The organism is Micromonospora sp. NPDC005254, assembly GCF_042872525.1.
Classification (GTDB): Bacteria; Actinomycetota; Actinomycetes; order Mycobacteriales; family Micromonosporaceae; genus Micromonospora.
Genome location: NZ_JBIAKM010000005.1, coordinates 464,778 through 480,800, shown reverse-complemented (window position 1 = coordinate 480,800; position 16,023 = coordinate 464,778). Strand labels below are relative to the sequence as shown.

At 74.3% G+C, this 16,023-nt stretch carries 16 protein-coding genes; all 16 read right to left on the bottom strand.

Going from position 1 to position 16,023, the window contains the following annotated elements; translation table 11 throughout:
* Positions 1 to 3 precede the first annotated feature (3 nt).
* From ACFYPR_RS18635 to ACFYPR_RS18560, 16 genes are read right to left on the bottom strand one after another with little or no spacing between them, the layout of a single operon-like run.
* Positions 4 to 2,784 carry a cytochrome P450 gene (locus ACFYPR_RS18635; protein WP_387261083.1) on the bottom strand — a complete coding sequence of 927 codons (2,781 nt, stop codon included), beginning with the start codon at positions 2,782 to 2,784 and terminating at the stop codon, positions 4 to 6.
* A gap of 3 nt (positions 2,785 to 2,787) precedes the next feature.
* On the bottom strand, positions 2,788 to 3,546 hold the full coding sequence (locus ACFYPR_RS18630) for a class II aldolase/adducin family protein (RefSeq protein ID WP_354855249.1): 759 nt from the start codon (positions 3,544 to 3,546) through the stop codon (positions 2,788 to 2,790).
* Positions 3,539 to 4,231: a 2-hydroxychromene-2-carboxylate isomerase gene (locus ACFYPR_RS18625; protein WP_387261081.1), complete on the bottom strand. Its 693-nt coding sequence runs from the start codon at positions 4,229 to 4,231 to the stop codon at positions 3,539 to 3,541. The genes ACFYPR_RS18630 and ACFYPR_RS18625 overlap by 8 nt, the downstream gene beginning before the upstream one ends.
* Positions 4,231 to 5,139 (bottom strand): thioesterase family protein, encoded by a 909-nt coding sequence (locus tag ACFYPR_RS18620; RefSeq protein WP_354855247.1) that lies wholly within the window; start codon positions 5,137 to 5,139, stop codon positions 4,231 to 4,233. Before ACFYPR_RS18620 ends, ACFYPR_RS18625 begins: the two co-directional genes overlap by 1 nt.
* Complete coding sequence (locus ACFYPR_RS18615) at positions 5,136 to 5,945, bottom strand: alpha/beta hydrolase (protein ID WP_354855246.1); 810 nt, start codon at positions 5,943 to 5,945, stop codon at positions 5,136 to 5,138. The genes ACFYPR_RS18620 and ACFYPR_RS18615 overlap by 4 nt, the downstream gene beginning before the upstream one ends.
* A complete protein-coding gene (locus ACFYPR_RS18610) occupies positions 5,942 to 6,943 on the bottom strand; it encodes a beta-ketoacyl synthase N-terminal-like domain-containing protein (protein WP_354855245.1) in 1,002 nt (333 codons plus the stop codon). The genes ACFYPR_RS18615 and ACFYPR_RS18610 overlap by 4 nt, the downstream gene beginning before the upstream one ends.
* A complete protein-coding gene (locus ACFYPR_RS18605) occupies positions 6,940 to 8,052 on the bottom strand; it encodes a beta-ketoacyl synthase N-terminal-like domain-containing protein (RefSeq protein ID WP_354855244.1) in 1,113 nt (370 codons plus the stop codon). Before ACFYPR_RS18605 ends, ACFYPR_RS18610 begins: the two co-directional genes overlap by 4 nt.
* 3 nt (positions 8,053 to 8,055) lie before the next feature.
* On the bottom strand, positions 8,056 to 9,090 hold the full coding sequence (locus tag ACFYPR_RS18600) for a beta-ketoacyl synthase N-terminal-like domain-containing protein (RefSeq protein WP_354855243.1): 1,035 nt from the start codon (positions 9,088 to 9,090) through the stop codon (positions 8,056 to 8,058).
* Positions 9,087 to 10,292: a beta-ketoacyl-[acyl-carrier-protein] synthase family protein gene (locus ACFYPR_RS18595; protein WP_354855242.1), complete on the bottom strand. Its 1,206-nt coding sequence runs from the start codon at positions 10,290 to 10,292 to the stop codon at positions 9,087 to 9,089. The genes ACFYPR_RS18600 and ACFYPR_RS18595 overlap by 4 nt, the downstream gene beginning before the upstream one ends.
* A gap of 2 nt (positions 10,293 to 10,294) precedes the next feature.
* On the bottom strand, positions 10,295 to 10,549 hold the full coding sequence (locus ACFYPR_RS18590; RefSeq protein WP_354855241.1) for an acyl carrier protein: 255 nt from the start codon (positions 10,547 to 10,549) through the stop codon (positions 10,295 to 10,297).
* Between the two features lie 18 nt (positions 10,550 to 10,567).
* Positions 10,568 to 11,041 carry a beta-hydroxyacyl-ACP dehydratase gene (locus ACFYPR_RS18585; protein WP_354855240.1) on the bottom strand — a complete coding sequence of 158 codons (474 nt, stop codon included), beginning with the start codon at positions 11,039 to 11,041 and terminating at the stop codon, positions 10,568 to 10,570.
* A complete protein-coding gene (locus ACFYPR_RS18580) occupies positions 11,041 to 11,511 on the bottom strand; it encodes a hypothetical protein (protein WP_354855239.1) in 471 nt (156 codons plus the stop codon). Before ACFYPR_RS18580 ends, ACFYPR_RS18585 begins: the two co-directional genes overlap by 1 nt.
* Complete coding sequence (fabG, locus tag ACFYPR_RS18575; RefSeq protein ID WP_354855238.1) at positions 11,508 to 12,260, bottom strand: 3-oxoacyl-[acyl-carrier-protein] reductase; 753 nt, start codon at positions 12,258 to 12,260, stop codon at positions 11,508 to 11,510. Before fabG ends, ACFYPR_RS18580 begins: the two co-directional genes overlap by 4 nt.
* A 12-nt stretch (positions 12,261 to 12,272) precedes the next feature.
* The gene (locus tag ACFYPR_RS18570; protein ID WP_354855237.1) at positions 12,273 to 13,526 is read right to left on the bottom strand and encodes a CoA transferase; all 1,254 of its coding nucleotides are present in this window, start codon (positions 13,524 to 13,526) and stop codon (positions 12,273 to 12,275) included.
* A gap of 5 nt (positions 13,527 to 13,531) precedes the next feature.
* Positions 13,532 to 14,671: a steroid 3-ketoacyl-CoA thiolase gene (locus ACFYPR_RS18565; RefSeq protein WP_354855236.1), complete on the bottom strand. Its 1,140-nt coding sequence runs from the start codon at positions 14,669 to 14,671 to the stop codon at positions 13,532 to 13,534.
* Between the two features lie 41 nt (positions 14,672 to 14,712).
* The gene (locus ACFYPR_RS18560; protein ID WP_354855235.1) at positions 14,713 to 15,987 is read right to left on the bottom strand and encodes a cytochrome P450; all 1,275 of its coding nucleotides are present in this window, start codon (positions 15,985 to 15,987) and stop codon (positions 14,713 to 14,715) included.
* Positions 15,988 to 16,023 lie beyond the last annotated feature (36 nt).

Here is a 16,023-nt window from a genome sequence, read left to right as displayed (position 1 = left end):
GGGTCACTCCCCTTCGGGCGCGACGTCGAAGCGCGCGGGCATCGCGGTGACGGCGTTCATGAAGTTGGTCCGCATCCGGCGTACCGGCCCGGTCAGTCGGAGCCGGGCCAGATGCGGACGGATCGCGGTGAGGAAGGCCGCCATCTCCAGCCGCGCCAGGTGCGCGCCCAGGCAGAAGTGCGGACCGATACCGAACGCCAGGTGCGGGTTGGGATCGCGGGCGAGATCCAACCGGTCGGGATCGGTGAACGCGGCCGGGTCCCGGTTGGCCGAGATGTAGTAGACGACGACCTTGTCCCCGGCGGCGATGTGGGTTCCGTCGAGGACGGTGTCGCGGGTGGCGGTGCGCCGGAACTGCATGATCGGCGTGACCCAGCGCAGCAGCTCCTCCACCGCGCTCGCGGTCAGGTCGGGCTCGGCGATCAGCCGGTCCCGCTGCTCGGGATGCTCCAGCAACGCCTGCACCCCGTTGGAGATGAGGTGCCGGGTGGTCTCGTTGCCGGCGATGACCAGCAGCAGCCACAGCTGGCACAGCTGCGCGTCGGTCAGGCCCCGGCCGTCGGCCTCGGCGTGCACGAGGAGGCTCAGCAGGTCGTCGGTGGGCGCGGCCCGTCGCTGGGCCGCCAGCTGCCGGACGTAGGAGAAGGCCGCCGCGAAGGTGTCCCGGTAGCGCTGCACGCTGCCACCGCCGTAGCGGGGATCGTCGAACCCGACCAGGTTGTTGCTCCACTCGAACAGCAACCGGCGGTCCGCCCGGGGCACACCGAGCAGGTCGGTGAGGACGAGCAGCGGCAGCTCGGCCGCGAGGTCCGCCACCACGTCGATGTCGCGCGCGGCCACCGCCCGGGCGATGACCTCCTCGGCATGCCGGGTCACCAGCTCACCGAGGCGACCCACCGCGCGGGGTGTGAACGCCCCCGCCACCAGCCGCCGCACCCAGGCGTGCTCCGGAGCGTCCATGTTGATCAGAAGCTGCCGGTTGCGGTGCAGATCCTCCGGGGTCCGGGGGTCGGCGAGGAACGCCCCGCCGGCCGCCGACGAGAACGTCGCCGGGTCACGGGACACCGCGGACACCGCGGCGTGGCGGGTGACGGCCCAAAAACCCGGCCCCCGGGACCGCACCGACCGGTCCTGGTCGGTGCGGGTCAGCTCGACCTCCTCGACCCAGGCCACCGGCGCCGCCCGTCGGCGGCGGGCGAACTCGTCGTGCGGCACGCCGGTCAGGAAGGTCGCCGGGTCCGCGAGCAGGCCCGGCGACACCGTGGCCCGCCGGTAGCGGTCCCGCAACGCCCGGCGGGGCACCTTGCCGGTGGGCTCGCGCGGGATCCGGTCGACCACCTCGTACGAGCGCGGCACCTTGAAGCCGGCCAGGCTGGTCCGGCAGTGCGCGTCGAGGGCCTGCTCGACGCCCTGGACCGGCCACGCCGGATCGAGCTGCACCACCGCCCGGACCTGCTCGCCGAACTCGTCGTCCGGCACACCGATGACCACGCTGTCCTGCACGGCGGGGTGCGTCGACAGCACCGCCTCCACCTCGGCGGGATAGACGTTCACGCCGCCGGTGACGATCAGCTCCGCCGAGCGGCCGGTGAGGAACAGGTAGCCGTCGGCGTCCAGGTGGCCCAGGTCGCCGACGGTGAAGGTGTGCGGGGCGACGTGCGCCTGCTCGGTCTGCTCCGGAGCGTTGTGGTAGTGGAACCCCCGGCCCGGGGGCCGCCGCACGGCCACCCGGCCCTCCTGCCCGGCGGGCACCGGCCGGCCCTCGTCGTCGACCACCACCACCTCGGTCGGCGGCGCCGGCCGGCCCACCGTGCCCGGCCGGGCCAGCCAGGTGTGCGAGTCGGCCAGGGTGACGATGCCGGCCTCGGTCGCGGCGTAGTACTCCACGAACACCGGCCCCCACCACTCGATCATCGCCCGCTTGGTCTCCGGCGGGCAGGGGCCGCCGCCGTGCCAGATCCGGGCGAGGCTGGCGCCGGAGAACGCCGCCCGGGTCCCCGCGTCGACCCGCAGCAGGCGGATGAACTGGGTCGGCACCAGATGACTGATGGTGATCTTCTCGTCGTCGATCACGCGCAGCACCTCGACCGGGTCGAACCCGCGGCGCAGCACCAGCCCACAGCCGCGCAGCAGCGGAAACTGGGCGAAGAACAACTGCGCCGAGTGGTACCAGGGACCGACCAGCAGCGCCTGCCCCTGCGTCGGAATGCCCAGGCCGCCGCCGAGCGCCTCGGTGGTGGCGGCCACCCGGTCGATCGGGGCGCCCACCTTGAGCAGCGGGTTGACCACTCCCTTGGGGCGTCCGCTGGTGCCCGAGGTGTAGAGCAGCACGCCGCCGGAGAGCGCCGGGACGCCCGGGCCCGCCGGCAGGTCGTCCACCGCCGTGAACCCGTCCCCGCCGTCGACAGTCACCAGCAGGTCGGGGCCGCCCGGCGTACGCGCCACCGCGTCGCGCACCGTCGGCGCGTACGCCGCCTCGGTGAGCACCGCCCGCGCGCCGCAGTCGGTCAGGATGTGGGCGATCTCCGGCGCGGTGAGGTGCCAGTTGACGGGCACCGCCACCAGACCCGCGTGCACGCAGGCGAGCAGCGCCTCGAACGTCTCGTGCCGGTTGCCGAGCACGAACGCCACCCGGTCACCGACGTCCAGGCCGGCCCCGCGCAGCACGCCGATCCACCGGTCCACCGACCGGTCCAGCTCCGCCCACGTCCGGGTGGTCCGCTCGTCGGTCAGCGCGACGTCGCCGGCCCGGTCCCGGACCATGGTCTTCAGCAGCTCGGCCACTCGTCACTCCTGTCTGGGCGTGGTGCCGTGCGTGAGGTCGGGGCTGACAGCCAGGACGTGCTCCGCGACCGGCCGGAAGTTCAGTCGGGCGATCTGCGCGGTGCCGATGTCCGCCCGCGCGGCCCGAGCCGCGTCGGCGGGGATCACCACCAGCTCGCCGGCCGCCTGGGCGAGCAGCTGCACCTGGCAGCAGCGGTCCATCGCCAGGAACCACCAGGCCGCCTCGGCCACCGAGCCGCCGACGGTGAGCAGCCCGTGGTTGCGCAGGACGACGGCCTTGCCGGTGCCCAGCGTCGCCGCGATGCGGTCACCCTCCGCGCCGTCGAGGACGACGCCGCCGTACTCGTCGTGGACCTCGTGGTCCTCGAAGAAGGCGCACGCGTCCTGGGTGATCGGCGCGAGCGGCCGGCCGAGCGCCGAGAACGCCCGACCGTGGATCGAGTGGGTGTGCGCGGCGGCCACCACGTCCGGGCGGGCCTTGTGGATGGCCGAGTGGATGGCGTACCCGGCGGGGTTGATCCGGCCGGAGCCGTCGACCACGTCGCCGGTGTGGTCGACGCGCAGCAGGTCGTCGTCGCGCACATGGGCGAAGTGCCGGCCGAACGGGTTGATCCAGAAGGTGTCCGGCTCGATCGGGTCCCGGGCGGTGACGTGGCCGCCAGCGCCCTCGTCGAACCCCGCGAGGGCGAACGCGCGCAGCGTGAGGACCAACTGCCGGCGGCGGTGGGCGCGTTCCTGTTCCGGGTCTCGTCGCTCAGCCACAGCCGCCTCCGGTGTCGGTGTCGTACCCGCCCACGCCCGCCGGCACCGCGGGGGGCGCGACCGGCGCGCCGGTCCGCTCGGCGTACGCGGCGAGGAAGTCGTCGACCCGGTCCACACCCCAGAACCGGTGTGGACCCAGCCGCAGGTAGGGAATGCCGAAGATGTCCTCCTCGTACGCCCGCAGCAGGCACTGCGCCCCAGCCGCCCGGACGGTCTCGTCGTTCACCGCGCCGAGCACCACCGCCGGGTCCACCCCGGCCCGCTCGGCCACCTCGGCGATCACCTCGGGGGTGCACACGTCCTCGCCCCGCTGCCAGCGGGCGGCGATCACCTCCCGGTAGAACGCCTCCCCCGCGCCCTGTTCCCGGGCGGCCAGCCAGCCCAGGTGCGGGACCTCCCACCACGGGTCGATGTCGATCGGCCAGCGCATCGGCAGGCCCAGCCGCTGGGCCTGCCGCTTGGCGTCCTGGAGCAGGTACAGGTGCTTCGGCTTGCTCATCTGCACGTAGTGGAAGGCGCCGCCACGGGCGGTCAGCGCCTCCTGCGTCCGCGCGTCCGGGTCCCAGTAGGGGATGAACTCCAGCACCTCCTGCGGCCGGCCCAGCGCCCGGGTCAGCCGCTCCACGGCCAGCCAGCTGTACGGGCTGCGGAAGGAGAAGTACAGGCGGGGCTGCTTGGTGGCCATCACCGCCGCCCGCCGGTCAACGCCGCCACGGTGTCCCCGTCGAGGGTGGCGAGCCGGCCCGCCTCCGGGCCGCGGCTGACCGCGTACCCGTGCAGGATGCTGGCCGTCGCCACCCGGACCAGGCGACCGTCGCGGACGACGTGGCAGTCCATCCGCGCGTCGTACGTGACGTCCTTGAGCACGTCGGTGACGGTGAAGCTGACCCACACGGGCTCGTCGAGGTGGGCGTCGCCGAGCACCTCGATGCGGGCGCGGGAGACCACCGGGATCCAGCCCCGCTCGCGCAGCATCCGGCCCACCGACACACCCCGGTCGGCGAGGTAGCGGTCCACCACCTCCTCCAGCAGCCGGACGTACCCGGAGTGCTGCATCCGCTGCGAGTACTGGCAGTAGAAGTAGGGCACCCGCCACGGCCACACGAATCCCGCCCCGGCGGCGCGCAACTCATCGGCCGGGTCCGCGCCGGCGGGGGCGCCCGGCTCGCCGGGGGCCGGCTCCTCGACCAGGCCGGCCAGCTCCGCCGGCAGCGGCGCCGCCTGCGGTACGTCCGCCTCCCGCACCAGGGCCACCCGCACCCGGGCCCGGCACACGGTCACGTCGGCGTCGCGGCGCACACCCATCCGCACCGCGAACCGACCGTTGGCGGCGGTGCTCGCCACCACCGTCGCGGTGTCGTCGACGTCGAGGACGGCGGGCAGCAGCAGCGAACAGTCCCGGATCGACAGCCCCACCCCGTGCTCGTGGTAGAGCCGGCCGGGCCCGTGCCCCCGCTCCCGGAACCACTGCAGCACACCCTGCTCCACCAGGTACGCGAAGTGTTTGAAGCCGATCCAGGTGCGGATGTTCGCGCCCTCGAACCCGGGCCGGGCCGACAGTGTCACGGATGCGTTCTCAACCGCCGTGGTCACGGCGTACCTCCTCGGATCGCGGAGTCGGGGCAGACCTTCTCGACGAAGCCCGCGACGTGTCGGGCCACCTCGGCCGCCCGGTCGAGATGACAGAAGTGGTGAAAATCCGGCTCCACGACGACGTGCGCGTCGGGAAGTTCGGCCCGCAGCGCGCCGACGCGCGGGCCGTCGAGGCCGGGGTCCCGGCCACCGGTGAGCACCATGGTCGGCACGGTCACCGCGTGCAGCGGCAGGCCGGCGGTCGCGGTGAAGTGGTCGAACAGCGTGGTGAAGCCGACCGGCCCGATCCGGTCCACCATGATGTCCCGCATGGCGGTCAGGGTCTCCGCGTCCAGGTCGGCCAGCCGGGGGCCGAGGCGGTGGCGCAGCCCCTCGTCGATGATCTGGACGAAGTTGGCCTGCGCCCGCTCGTGCACCGCCCAGGTGACCGCCAGGTCGGGCGGGCAGTAGAACGGCGCGATGAGCATCGCCCCGCGCGGCGCGACGTCCGGTTCGGTGGCGAGCATCTCCAGCACCGCGTTCGCGCCGAGCGAGTGGCCGACCACGACGTCGGGGGGCGTGGCCAGGGCACGGATGGCGGCGGCGAGCCAGGCGCCCGGGGTGCCCCGACGCCGCCAGCGGTGATCGGTGCCGGCCTTCCACGGCAACTCGGCCGCGAGCAGCCGCCAACCGGTGGGCAGCCGCTGCGCCAGGGGTCGCCAGCTGCGCCAGGCGTCGGACATACCGTGCGCGAGCAGCACGGTCGGCGTTCCGGTGTCCGGGCCGGCGAGCCGGTGCACGGCGACCGCCGGTGGCGTGCCGCTCATCGCCGCGCCGTCCGGACGTCGAGTTCGCGCATGCCGTCGACGGGGTCGCCGCAGCGGACCGTGACGTTCGGGGTGGCGCCGACCAGGCGTACGGCCAGGGCGGTGTGCACGACCCCCGCGGCGCCGTAGTGGTCGCCCGCCACGGCGGCCGCGTCGACCAGCGGGCCGCGTGGTGTGCCGTCGACGGGTACGCCCGCCCGCACGGGCCCCAGCAGGGCCAACGGGTGCGGCGCGGCGTCGACCCGGCCGAGCAGCAGGCAGGCCGCCCCGGCGCGCAGCGGGCGGGCGGCGGTGGCGCCGTCCCGGGCGGCGTGCAGGGCCTGGGCCTGCGGGTCGTCCGGCTCGGTGCCGACCACGACGGCCCGGTCGGCGCGGCCGGTACGAAGCAGCAGCCCGGCCAGCCAGATCGCGTCCAGGCCGGCGGTGGCCCCGGAACAGACGGTGAGGTTGGGGCCTCCGAAGCGGAACCAGATGGCGATCGCGCCGGCGATGACGTTGCTGGAGGCGTTCGGCGCCTCCAACGGGCCGACCTCGCGCGGGCCGCCCTCGCGCAGTCGGCGGGCGATGTCGCCGACGGTGGCGACGTTGCCCAGGTTGGAGCTGACCACCACGGCGGTACGCGGATCCGCCGGCCCGCTCGGGCGGGGCGCCTTCGGCGCGCGGCCCAGCGCCCGATGCACGGCGCACAGGGCGAGCCGGGTGGCCGGCTCCTTGGCCAGCAGACCCTTGCGGCCCAGCAGGTCGGCGGCCCGCTCGGGTGGGCAGGCGGGATTCTCAGCGGCCCACGCCTCGCCCACACCGGTCGGCAGGTCGACTCCCGGCAAATGCAGTGCCGCCGCGAGAACGGCGGCCACCGGTCGATCCGGGTCGGCCCCGGGCGGCGTGTCCGCCGTGGACCGTCCCGGCCGGGTCACCTGGCCCGGCCGGCGGGACGCGGACGGCGGCACGCTGCGATCCGGCGTCGGGGCGAGGTGCCCGGCGTGGGCGCGGCCGGTCATCGCACCGCCTCCAGGAGGGTGACGGCGTTGAGACCGCCGAAGCCGAACGCGTCCACCTGAGCCACCCGGACGTCCGCCCGCACGGCCGCGTCGCGGACCAGCCGCAGCGCGGCCGCCTCGGACGCCGGCCGGGTCAGCCCGACCACCGGCGGCACCCGGCCGGTGCGCAGGATCTCGACGGCGACAGCGACGCTGAGCAGCGCCGATCCTCCCGACGTGTGGCCGACGGCGCCCTTGAGGGCGGTGACCAGGGGGCCGGGCTCGCAACCGGCGAACACCTCGGCGATGACCCGCGCCTCGGTCTCGTCGTTCAGCGTCGTGCCGGTGCCGTGCGCCAGCACCAGGTCGACCTGGTCGGGCCGGCGCGCGGCGCGGTGGTGGGCGTCGTGGACCGCCCGCAGGATGCCCGCCGGATCGGGCGCCGTCTCGTGTCCGGCGTCGCAGGACAGCCCGGTGGCGAGCAGCCGGGCCAGCCCGCCGGGTCGTTCCGGCTCGACCACCAGCACCGCCGCGCCGTCGCCGAGCAGCACACCGGCCCGGTCGGCGTCGAAGGGCTGCACCCGGCTGGTCGGGCGGGCGGCCACCCGGCCGATCATCGCGAGCATGGAGGCGCTGCTGCCGTCGGTGCCGCCGACCAGCACGGCGTCCGCCTCGCCGGTCTCCACCAGGTCCTGGGCCAGGGCGAGGGCGGAACCGCCGGCGCTGCACGCGTTGGCCAGGGTGACCACTTGCCGCACGCCGGGTGCCGCGCTGGCGACGGCGGCGGCGAAGTGCAGCCGCTCGGTGGGGAAGTCCACCGAGCCCGCCAGCGCCGCCCGTTCCACCTCGGCCGACTCGCGCAGCCCGGTGCCGACGAGACCGACCACCCGCTGTCGACGGGGATCGAGGCCGGCGGCGGCGACGGCCTCGGCCACGCAGTCGGTCAGCCAGCGGCTCGGGCCGAACGGGCCATCGTCGTCGATCGGGTAGCCGTGGCCGACCCCCACCCGGGCCGGGTCCGACCGCCGCAGCCCGGCGGCGCCGCACGCGCCGCGCAGCAGCGCCGCGACGGTGGCCGGGCCGTCGCCAAAGCAGGTACGGACCGCTGTGGCGGTGATGGTGGCGGCCATGTCCTACCCCCGCACCACGGCCGCGGCGACCGCGCCGTCGCGGGACCGCCCGACGATCAGCGCGGGCCGACCGCGCGCGTCCGGGTCCTCGGCGTAGCGGCCCAGCAGCACGCCCAGCGCCAGCGCGCCGGTGGCGGACTGACAGTCACCGAGCGCCGGACGCACCGACAACCGCTGCGCGGCCGTCGGCACCACCTCGGACAGGCTGTCGGCGTCGAGATCGCCGCTCGCGATCGCCCACACGTCGGCCGGTCGGACCTTCGCCGTGGCCAGCGCCCGACGTACGCAGCCGGCGAGCCCGTCGACGCTGGGCTCCGGCTGGAAACCGGTGGCCACCGCGAGCACCTGGGCGCGCGGCGCCCCGGTGCGGCCGGGCGTCGGGCGGCAGAGCAGGTAGACCGCCGCGGCCTCACCGGCCGGGCCGGCGCCGGTCAGCTGCGCCGCCCACGCCGTGTTCGGCGTGTACTCCTCGACCCCGCCGACAAGCAGGGCGTCGACGTACCCCCGGCGCAGGGCGTTGAGCGCGTAGCGCAGCGCGTACAGGAAGGCGAGCGGGCCGCCGGCCACTGTGGCGTTGACGCCGCGCAGCCCGTAGCGGATCGCGGCCTGGCCGCTGGCGCAGTTCATCACCGTGTTCGGGAACAACACCGGGTTGACCAGGTACGGCTTGTCCTGCACCAGCGTCTCGCGGGAGAAGTCCATCGTCGACTTCAGGCTGCCGGTGGTGGTGCCCAGCACCACGCCGACGCGGTGCCGGTTGTCGTCGTCGGGGGTGAGGCCCCCGTCGGCCAGCGCCCGCCCGCAGGCCACCATGGCCAGCGCGGTCGCCCGGTCCAGGAAGCTGGTGCCCTTGCGGCCCAGCAGCCGGCGTACGTCGAAGTCGGCGATCGCCGGCGCCTGCTCGGTGGGCAGCGGCTCGTCGAAGCGGTCGCGCACGTCGACGCCGACGACCGTGCCGGCGCGGACGGCGGCCAGCAGCTCGGTGACCGAGTCCCCGGCCGCGCTGAGCACTCCCCAGCCGGTCACCAGGCCGGTCACCGGATCGCCCCGAAGATCGTGATGGCGTTGTTGCCGCCGAACGCGAAGCCGTTGTTCTGCGCGACCCGCACCGTGGCCGGCCGGGCCGTGTTCGGCACCGGGTCGATCCACGACAGCTCCGGGTCGGGGGTGGCCCAGTTGATGGTCGGGGGCAGGAACCCGTGCCGGATGCCCAGCGTGGTGGCGATCGCGCCGAACCCGCTCGCCGCGCCCATCGTGTGGCCGAGCATCGACTTGATCGAGCTGACCGGCGGCACCCGGTCGCCGAACACCGCCCGGATGGCCCGCGCCTCGCACAGGTCGTTGGCGGGTGTGCCGGTGCCGTGCGTGCTGATGTAGTCGATGTCCTCCGGTTTGACGCCGGCGTTCTCCTGGGCCAGCCGCATGCACGCCGCGACGCTCTCCTCGTTGGGCGCGACCATGTGGTGGGCGTCGCAGTTGACGCCGTACCCGAGCACCTCGGCGTAGATCCGGGCGCCCCGGTCCTGCGCGTGCTCCAGGGTCTCCAGCACCAGAGCCGCACCGCCCTCACCGGTGAGGATGCCGGAGCGGTCCCGGTCGAACGGTCGACAGGCCCGCTCGGTCAGCGCGCCGAGCCGGTAGAAGCCGGCATGCGCCCACCGGCACACCGAATCGGCGCCGCCGGCCACCATCACGTCCGCCTCACCCCAGCACAACAGGTCGTACGCGTACCCGATGGCGTAGTTGCTGGCCGAGCAGGCGGTGGTGAGGGTGACCGACTCCCCGGCCAGCCCCAGCTCCGCGCTCACCGCGTAGGACAGCCGCTCGGCCGGCGCCTGCCGCAGCGCCTCGGCGGACATGGCCGGGTACCCGCCGGCCACCAGCTCGGCGGTCAGCTGCTCCACCACCGTGGACTCGCCGCTGGTGGTGCCGACGACCGCGCCGACGCGCGCCGGGTCGGTGGCCGGCAGCGACAGACCCGCGTCCATCGCGGCCAGCCGGGCGGCCGCCGCCGCGAACAGCGCCGAGCGGCCCCAGTCGGCGACCCGCAGCCTCCGCAGCAGCGTCTCCGGCCGGAACGCGGGCACCTCACCGGCGAAGTGGTGCGGGAATCCGCTCGCGTCGAAGCTCGTGATGGGCGCGGCGGCCGACCGGCCGGAGCGCAGCCCGGCGGTGAACTCGTTCACGCCGATGCCGATGCCGGACACCGGCCCGAGCCCGGTGACGACCACGCGGTGCACGGTCAGTCCTGCCAGCCGGCGTGTCGCGCCACCACCTCGTGGACGGCCTTGAGGCTGCGCATCTCGTTCAACTCGGCCTGCGGGATCTCCACCTTGTACTTCTTCTCGATCCGGGCCAGGATCTCGATCGCCCGCAACGAGTCCGCCTCGTACTCCTCGACGAAGTCGGCGGTGTCGGCGACCTCCTCGGGTTCCAACTCGAGCACCTCCGCCACGATCTCCCGCAGCTCCGCCATGTGCTGGTCGCGTTCACTCATCGGGGTTCCCTCTTCCTCTCATCGTTTCCGCTCCGCGATGGCGTCGACCGGTCGGACGACCGCCATCATCGAGCCGAACTCCGCCACCTGGTCGGTCCCCACCCAGCTGGATCCGGCGGCGAACGCGGCACCGTGCACGACCTGTTCCAGTCGAACCCGGTGCCGGATCACGTCGCCCGGGTACACCGGGCGCAGCAGCACGCAGTCCCGGGCCGCGGTGAACATCGGCAGCCCGGTCGTGCCCGGCCCGCGCGACAGCAGCCAGAGCACCGCCGCGCCCTGACCGAACGACTCGATCAGCAGCGAGGCCGGGTAGGCGTACCGGTCGGGGGCCTGCCCCTCGGCGATCCCCCGATAGCAGGGCTCGCAGCCGGTGACCGCCTTCACGGCCTCCAGGCGCACTCCCGGCTCGACGCTGTCGACCCGGTCGAGCAGCAGCATCGGGTACCGGTGCGGCAGCAGGGCCCGCAGCTCGCCGTGTTCGAGTCTCATCAGGCGTTCCCGCCGTCCGCGCTCGGCCAGCGGTAGACGGCGCGCACCGTCGCCGCGTGGACCCCGTCGCCGCGTACGCACCGGGCGGCGACGTCGAAGGACTGGTCGTCGCCGACCGGGCCGACCGACGCCTCGACGGTGAGCGTGTCGCCGGCCAGCAGCGGGGCGAGGAACCGGGCGGAGCGCAACCGGTGCAGCTGGGGCAGCCGGCCGGCGCAGTAGCCGACGGCCGACGTCACGGCCTGCCCGATCGTCTCCAGGGTGAACACGCCCGGATAGACGGTCAGCTCGGGGAAGTGCCCGGCCAGGTAGACGTCGGCGGCGTCGACTGTGGTGCCGGCGCGCAGGCTGATCCCGCCGCGCGGCCCGGCGGAAACCTCGACCCAGTCGATGGCCGGCAGAGGCGCCGCAGCGGCCTCGTACGTGTCGACGGGGCGGGTCGCGGCGCTGAACGCGGGTGCGGCGGTCACAGCACGATCCCCCCGTCCACCCGGATCACCTGGCCGGTGACGTAGCCGGCGCGGTCGGAGAGCAGGAACTCGACCAGGTCGGCGACGTCGGCGGGCGCACCGAAGCGGCCCAGCGGGATCTGCCCCAACGCCTGCTCGCGCAGCTTCGCCGGCAGCGCGGCGGTCATGTCGGTCTCGATGAAACCGGGGGCGACGACGTTGACCCGTACGCCGTACCCGGCGACCTCCTTGGCCAGCGACAGGCTGAGCCCGATGATGCCGGCCTTGCTGGCGGCGTAGTTGGTCTGCCCGGTGTTGCCGGTGACCCCGGCCACCGAGGACAGGTTGACGATGGCGCCGCGGCGTCGCTTGAGGAAGCGGAACGCGACGGTCCGGCAGGTGTTCCAGGTGCCGGTGAGGTTGGTGCCGATCACGTCGTGCCACTCGTCCGGGGCCATCAGCACCAGCGGCCGGTCCCGGGTGATGCCGGCGTTGTTGACCAGCGCGGTGAGCGGCCCGAGGTGCCGCTCGGCGGCGGTGACGAACGCGTCGACCGCGTTCGGGTCGGTCACGTCGCACGGCCCGAACCACGACCCGACCCCGTACGCCTCGACCTCCGCCCGGGTCTTGTCCGCGGCCTCGCTCGGCGCGCTGTAGCAGCCCGCCACCGCATACCCCTGCGCCGCGAGTCGCAGCGCGACGGCCCGGCCGATTCCCCGGGACACCCCGGTCACCAGCGCGCAGCGCGGCGCGTCGCCTGCCGTTGTCATGTCACCCCCTGCTCATCCGATGGCCCGTTGCGCGCGCAGCCGGTCCCGCGTGGCCGCGTCGACGCCCACCTCGTCGAGAACCCGGTCGGTGTCCGCGCCGGGCTCGGGGGCGCCGGAGCGGACGGCGGTCGGTGTCCGGGAGAACTTGACCGCCGGCCCGGTCAGTGGCGCGGTGCTGCCGTTGGACAGCACCGTCTCCTGCACCATGGCCCGGGCGTGCACCTGCGGGTCGGTCGCGGCCTCGGCGAAGGTCCGCACCCGCTCGGCGGTGATCCCGTTGGCGTCGAGGATGTCGACCACCTCGGCGCAACTCCGCCCGGCGCACCAGTCGGCGAGGACAGCGTTGACCGTGGCGCGGTTGTCGCGGCGTTCCTCGTTCGTCGCGTACCCGGGCGCGCGGGCCAGTTCCGGGCGGCCGACGACCTCGGCCAGGCGACGCCAGGAGCGGTCCAGGGCGACCGCCACGTAGACGTGGCCGTCGGCGCACCGGAAGCAGCCGGCCGGCACCACGAAGTCGGCCTGGTCGCCCCAGCGGCGCAGCGGCACCCCGGTCGCACCGAGGGTGAGGTAGCCGTTGCTGGAGAACAGCAGCGAGTCGAGCATGCTCACGTCGACGTGCTGACCCTCGCCGGTGCGGTCGCGGTGGCGCAGCGCGGCGAGCGCGCCGATCACCGCGTGCAGCCCGGCGAGGTCGTCGGCGAGGAAGGTGGGCGCCTTCAGCGGAGCGCCGTCGGGGTCGCCGTTGAGCGCCATCCAGCCGGCGGCCGCCTGGGTGGTCGGGTCGTACCCGGGTCGCTGCGCGTCCGGGCCGTACTGGCCGTAGCCGGAGACGGAGACCAGCACCACGTCCGGCCGGACCGCATGGCACGCCTGGTAGCCGACGCCCCAGGCGTCCAGCGTGCCGGGCTTGTAGTTCTCCACCACCACGTCCGCGGTGGCGACGAGCCGCAGGAAGACCTCGGCCGCGCCGGGGCGGCGCAGGTCGAGCCCGATGCTGCGCTTGTTGCGGTGCACGCTCTGGCGGAACCAGGACAGGCCGGTGCCGGGAATGTCCGGGGGCATCAACCCCTCCCGGTTGCCGGGCATCTCCACGCGCAGGACGTCCGCGCCGAGGTCGGCCAGGACGCAACTCGCGATGGGGCCGGACCAGACCTTCGTGACGTCCAGGACCCGTACGCCGTGCAACGGCCCGGTCAGGTCGTGGCGGGCGTCGGCGTAGAAGGCCGCGGCGTCGCGGGCCGGCGCGGTGCGCGTCTCGGTGTCCATGCCGCCTACTCCCGCACCAGCAGCGACGCCGTGCCGAGCGAGCCGCCGCAGCACATGGTGACCAGGGCTGCCTCGCCGTCGGCGCGTTCCAGCTCGTGCAGGGCGGTCACCAGCAGCCGGGTGCCGCTGCTGCCCAGCGGGTGCCCGAGCGAGATGGCGCCGCCGTTGACGTTGACCCGGTCCAGGTCGGCGTCGTGGTGCGCGGCCCAGGACAGCACGACCGCGGCGAACGCCTCGTTGACCTCCACGACGTCGATGTCGTCGAGGGTCATGCCGGCGCGCTTGAGCAGCTTGCGGGTGGCCACCGTGGGGCCGTCGAGCAGGTAGTAGGGGTCGGCGCCGGTGACGACCTGGTGCGCCAGCCGGGCCCGGGGCCGCAGGCCGTGCGCGTCGGCCCGCTCCCGCGACATCCACAGGATCGCCGCGGCGCCGTCGGAGATCTGCGAGGTGGTCCCGGCGGTGTGGATGCCGTCCGGGAGCACCGGACGCAGGGCGGCCAGCCCTTCCGCCGTGGTGTCGCGGATGCCCTCGTCGGCGTCGACCGACCTGCCGTCGGGCAGCGGCACGGGCGTGATCTCCCGGTCGAAGCGGCCCTCGTCGCGGGCCCGCGCCGCGCGCTGCTGCGAGCGCAGCCCGTAGGCGTCGGCGTCCGCGCGGGTCAGCCCCTGCCGGGCCGCGATCCGCTCGGCGCCGCCGAACTGCGCCTTCGGCGGATCGTCGTACGGGTAGTCGGGTGTCTTGTAGTGGCCGGGCCCCTGGTAGAGGTTGGTGCCGACGGGCACCCGGCTCATCGATTCCACGCCGCAGGCGATGCCCACGTCGATGGCGCCGGCGGTGATGAGCGCCGCGATCAGGTGGTTGGCCTGCTGCGCGGAGCCGCAGGAGGCGTCGACGGTGCTCGCCGCGACCTCGTAGTCGAGTCCACTGTTGAGCCAGGCGTTGCGGGTGACGTTGAGGCTCTGCTCGCCGACCTGCGTGACGCAACCGCCGATGATCTGCTCCACCTCGCCGGGTGCGATGCCGGAGCGGCGCAGCACCTCGACCTGCACGTGCCGCAGCAGCTGCACGGCCTTGAGGCCGGACAGCGCACCCTCGCGCCGGCCGATCGGCGTCCGCACCGCCTCGACGATCACCGCCTCCGGCATGGACTCCCCCTCCTGGTCGGCGCGTGGTGGTTCGCTGGTGCTCAGGCCGGGACGAGCCGGACGCGCAGCTCCTCCAGGCCCCGGAACGTGCTGCTGTGCCGCCATTCGAGGTCGATCTCGTCGGCGTCCGGGTCGGCCAGCTCGATGACCGCGAACCGGTCCACCAGGCGGCGGAAGGCGATCTGCCCCTCGGCGCGGGCGAGCTGCGCGCCGAGGCAGTGGTGCGGGCCCCAGGCGAACGACAGCGGCGTCTCCGGCGGTTCGGCGCCGGCGAAACGGGCGATGTCGAGCCGGTCCGGGTCGGCGTAGCGGGCCGGGTCACGGTTGGCCGCGCCGATCAGGGTGATGACGTGTTCGCCGCTCTTGAGCGGGGTGCCGTCGACGAAGGTGGTGTCCTCGAAGGCGGCCCGGCCCAGCACGTGCACCGGGGAGTCGAAACGCAGCAGCTCCTCGACCGCGGAGCGGGTCAGCTCCGGTTCGGCGCGCAGCCGCTGCAACTGGTCGGGGTTGCGGCACAGCGCGTGCGTGCCGAGCCCGATCAGGTCGGTCATGGTCTGGAAGCCGGCGCCGAAGAGCAGCACGATCACCTGGATCAGCTCGTCGACCGAGAGCCGGTCACCGTCGATCTCGACCTGGCCGAGCGCGGAGGCGAGGTCGTCGCGGGGATCCTCACGGCGCTTGCGGACCAGGTCGGCGAAGTACTCCTCCATCTCGCCGAGCGCCTGATCGGATGCCTTGAGCACCTCCTCCGGGGCGAAGATCTCCAGCCCGCCGGACGCGGCGCGGGTGAGCCGGCGCAGCAGCGGCCAGTCCTCCGGCGGCACGCCGACCAGCTCGCCGATCACCATGACCGGCAGCGGGAAGCCGAACGAGCCGACGATGTCGACCTCGCCGCCACCGGGGCCGATGCGGGCGGTGATGTCGTCGAGCAGCCCGTCGACGAAGGCGGTCAGTCGGGGGCGCAGGGTCTCGGTACGCCGCGGGGTGAACACCCGGCTGACCAGCCCGCGCAGCCGGGTGTGCTCCGGCCCGTCGAGGAACAGCAGGGTGCGGGCGCCCTCGCGGCCACGGGAGTCGCCCATCCGGGGGCGTTGCGCGGACTTGTCCAGCGACGGGTTGCGCAGCGCGGCCCGGCAGTCGTCGTACGCGGTGAGCACCCAACCCACACCCTGACCGGGCTGTTCCATCCGGTACTTGGGCGCCGCGGTCCGCAGCGCGTGGTAGTGCGGGTACGGGCTGCTGACGGTGGCCGGGGCCTTCATCAGCAACTCCATCGCGATGATCCGGGGGTCAGCGCTCACCACGGTCTCGGTCATGGCTCGGAAGCCTAATAGTGTTTCGCGTATCTCGGA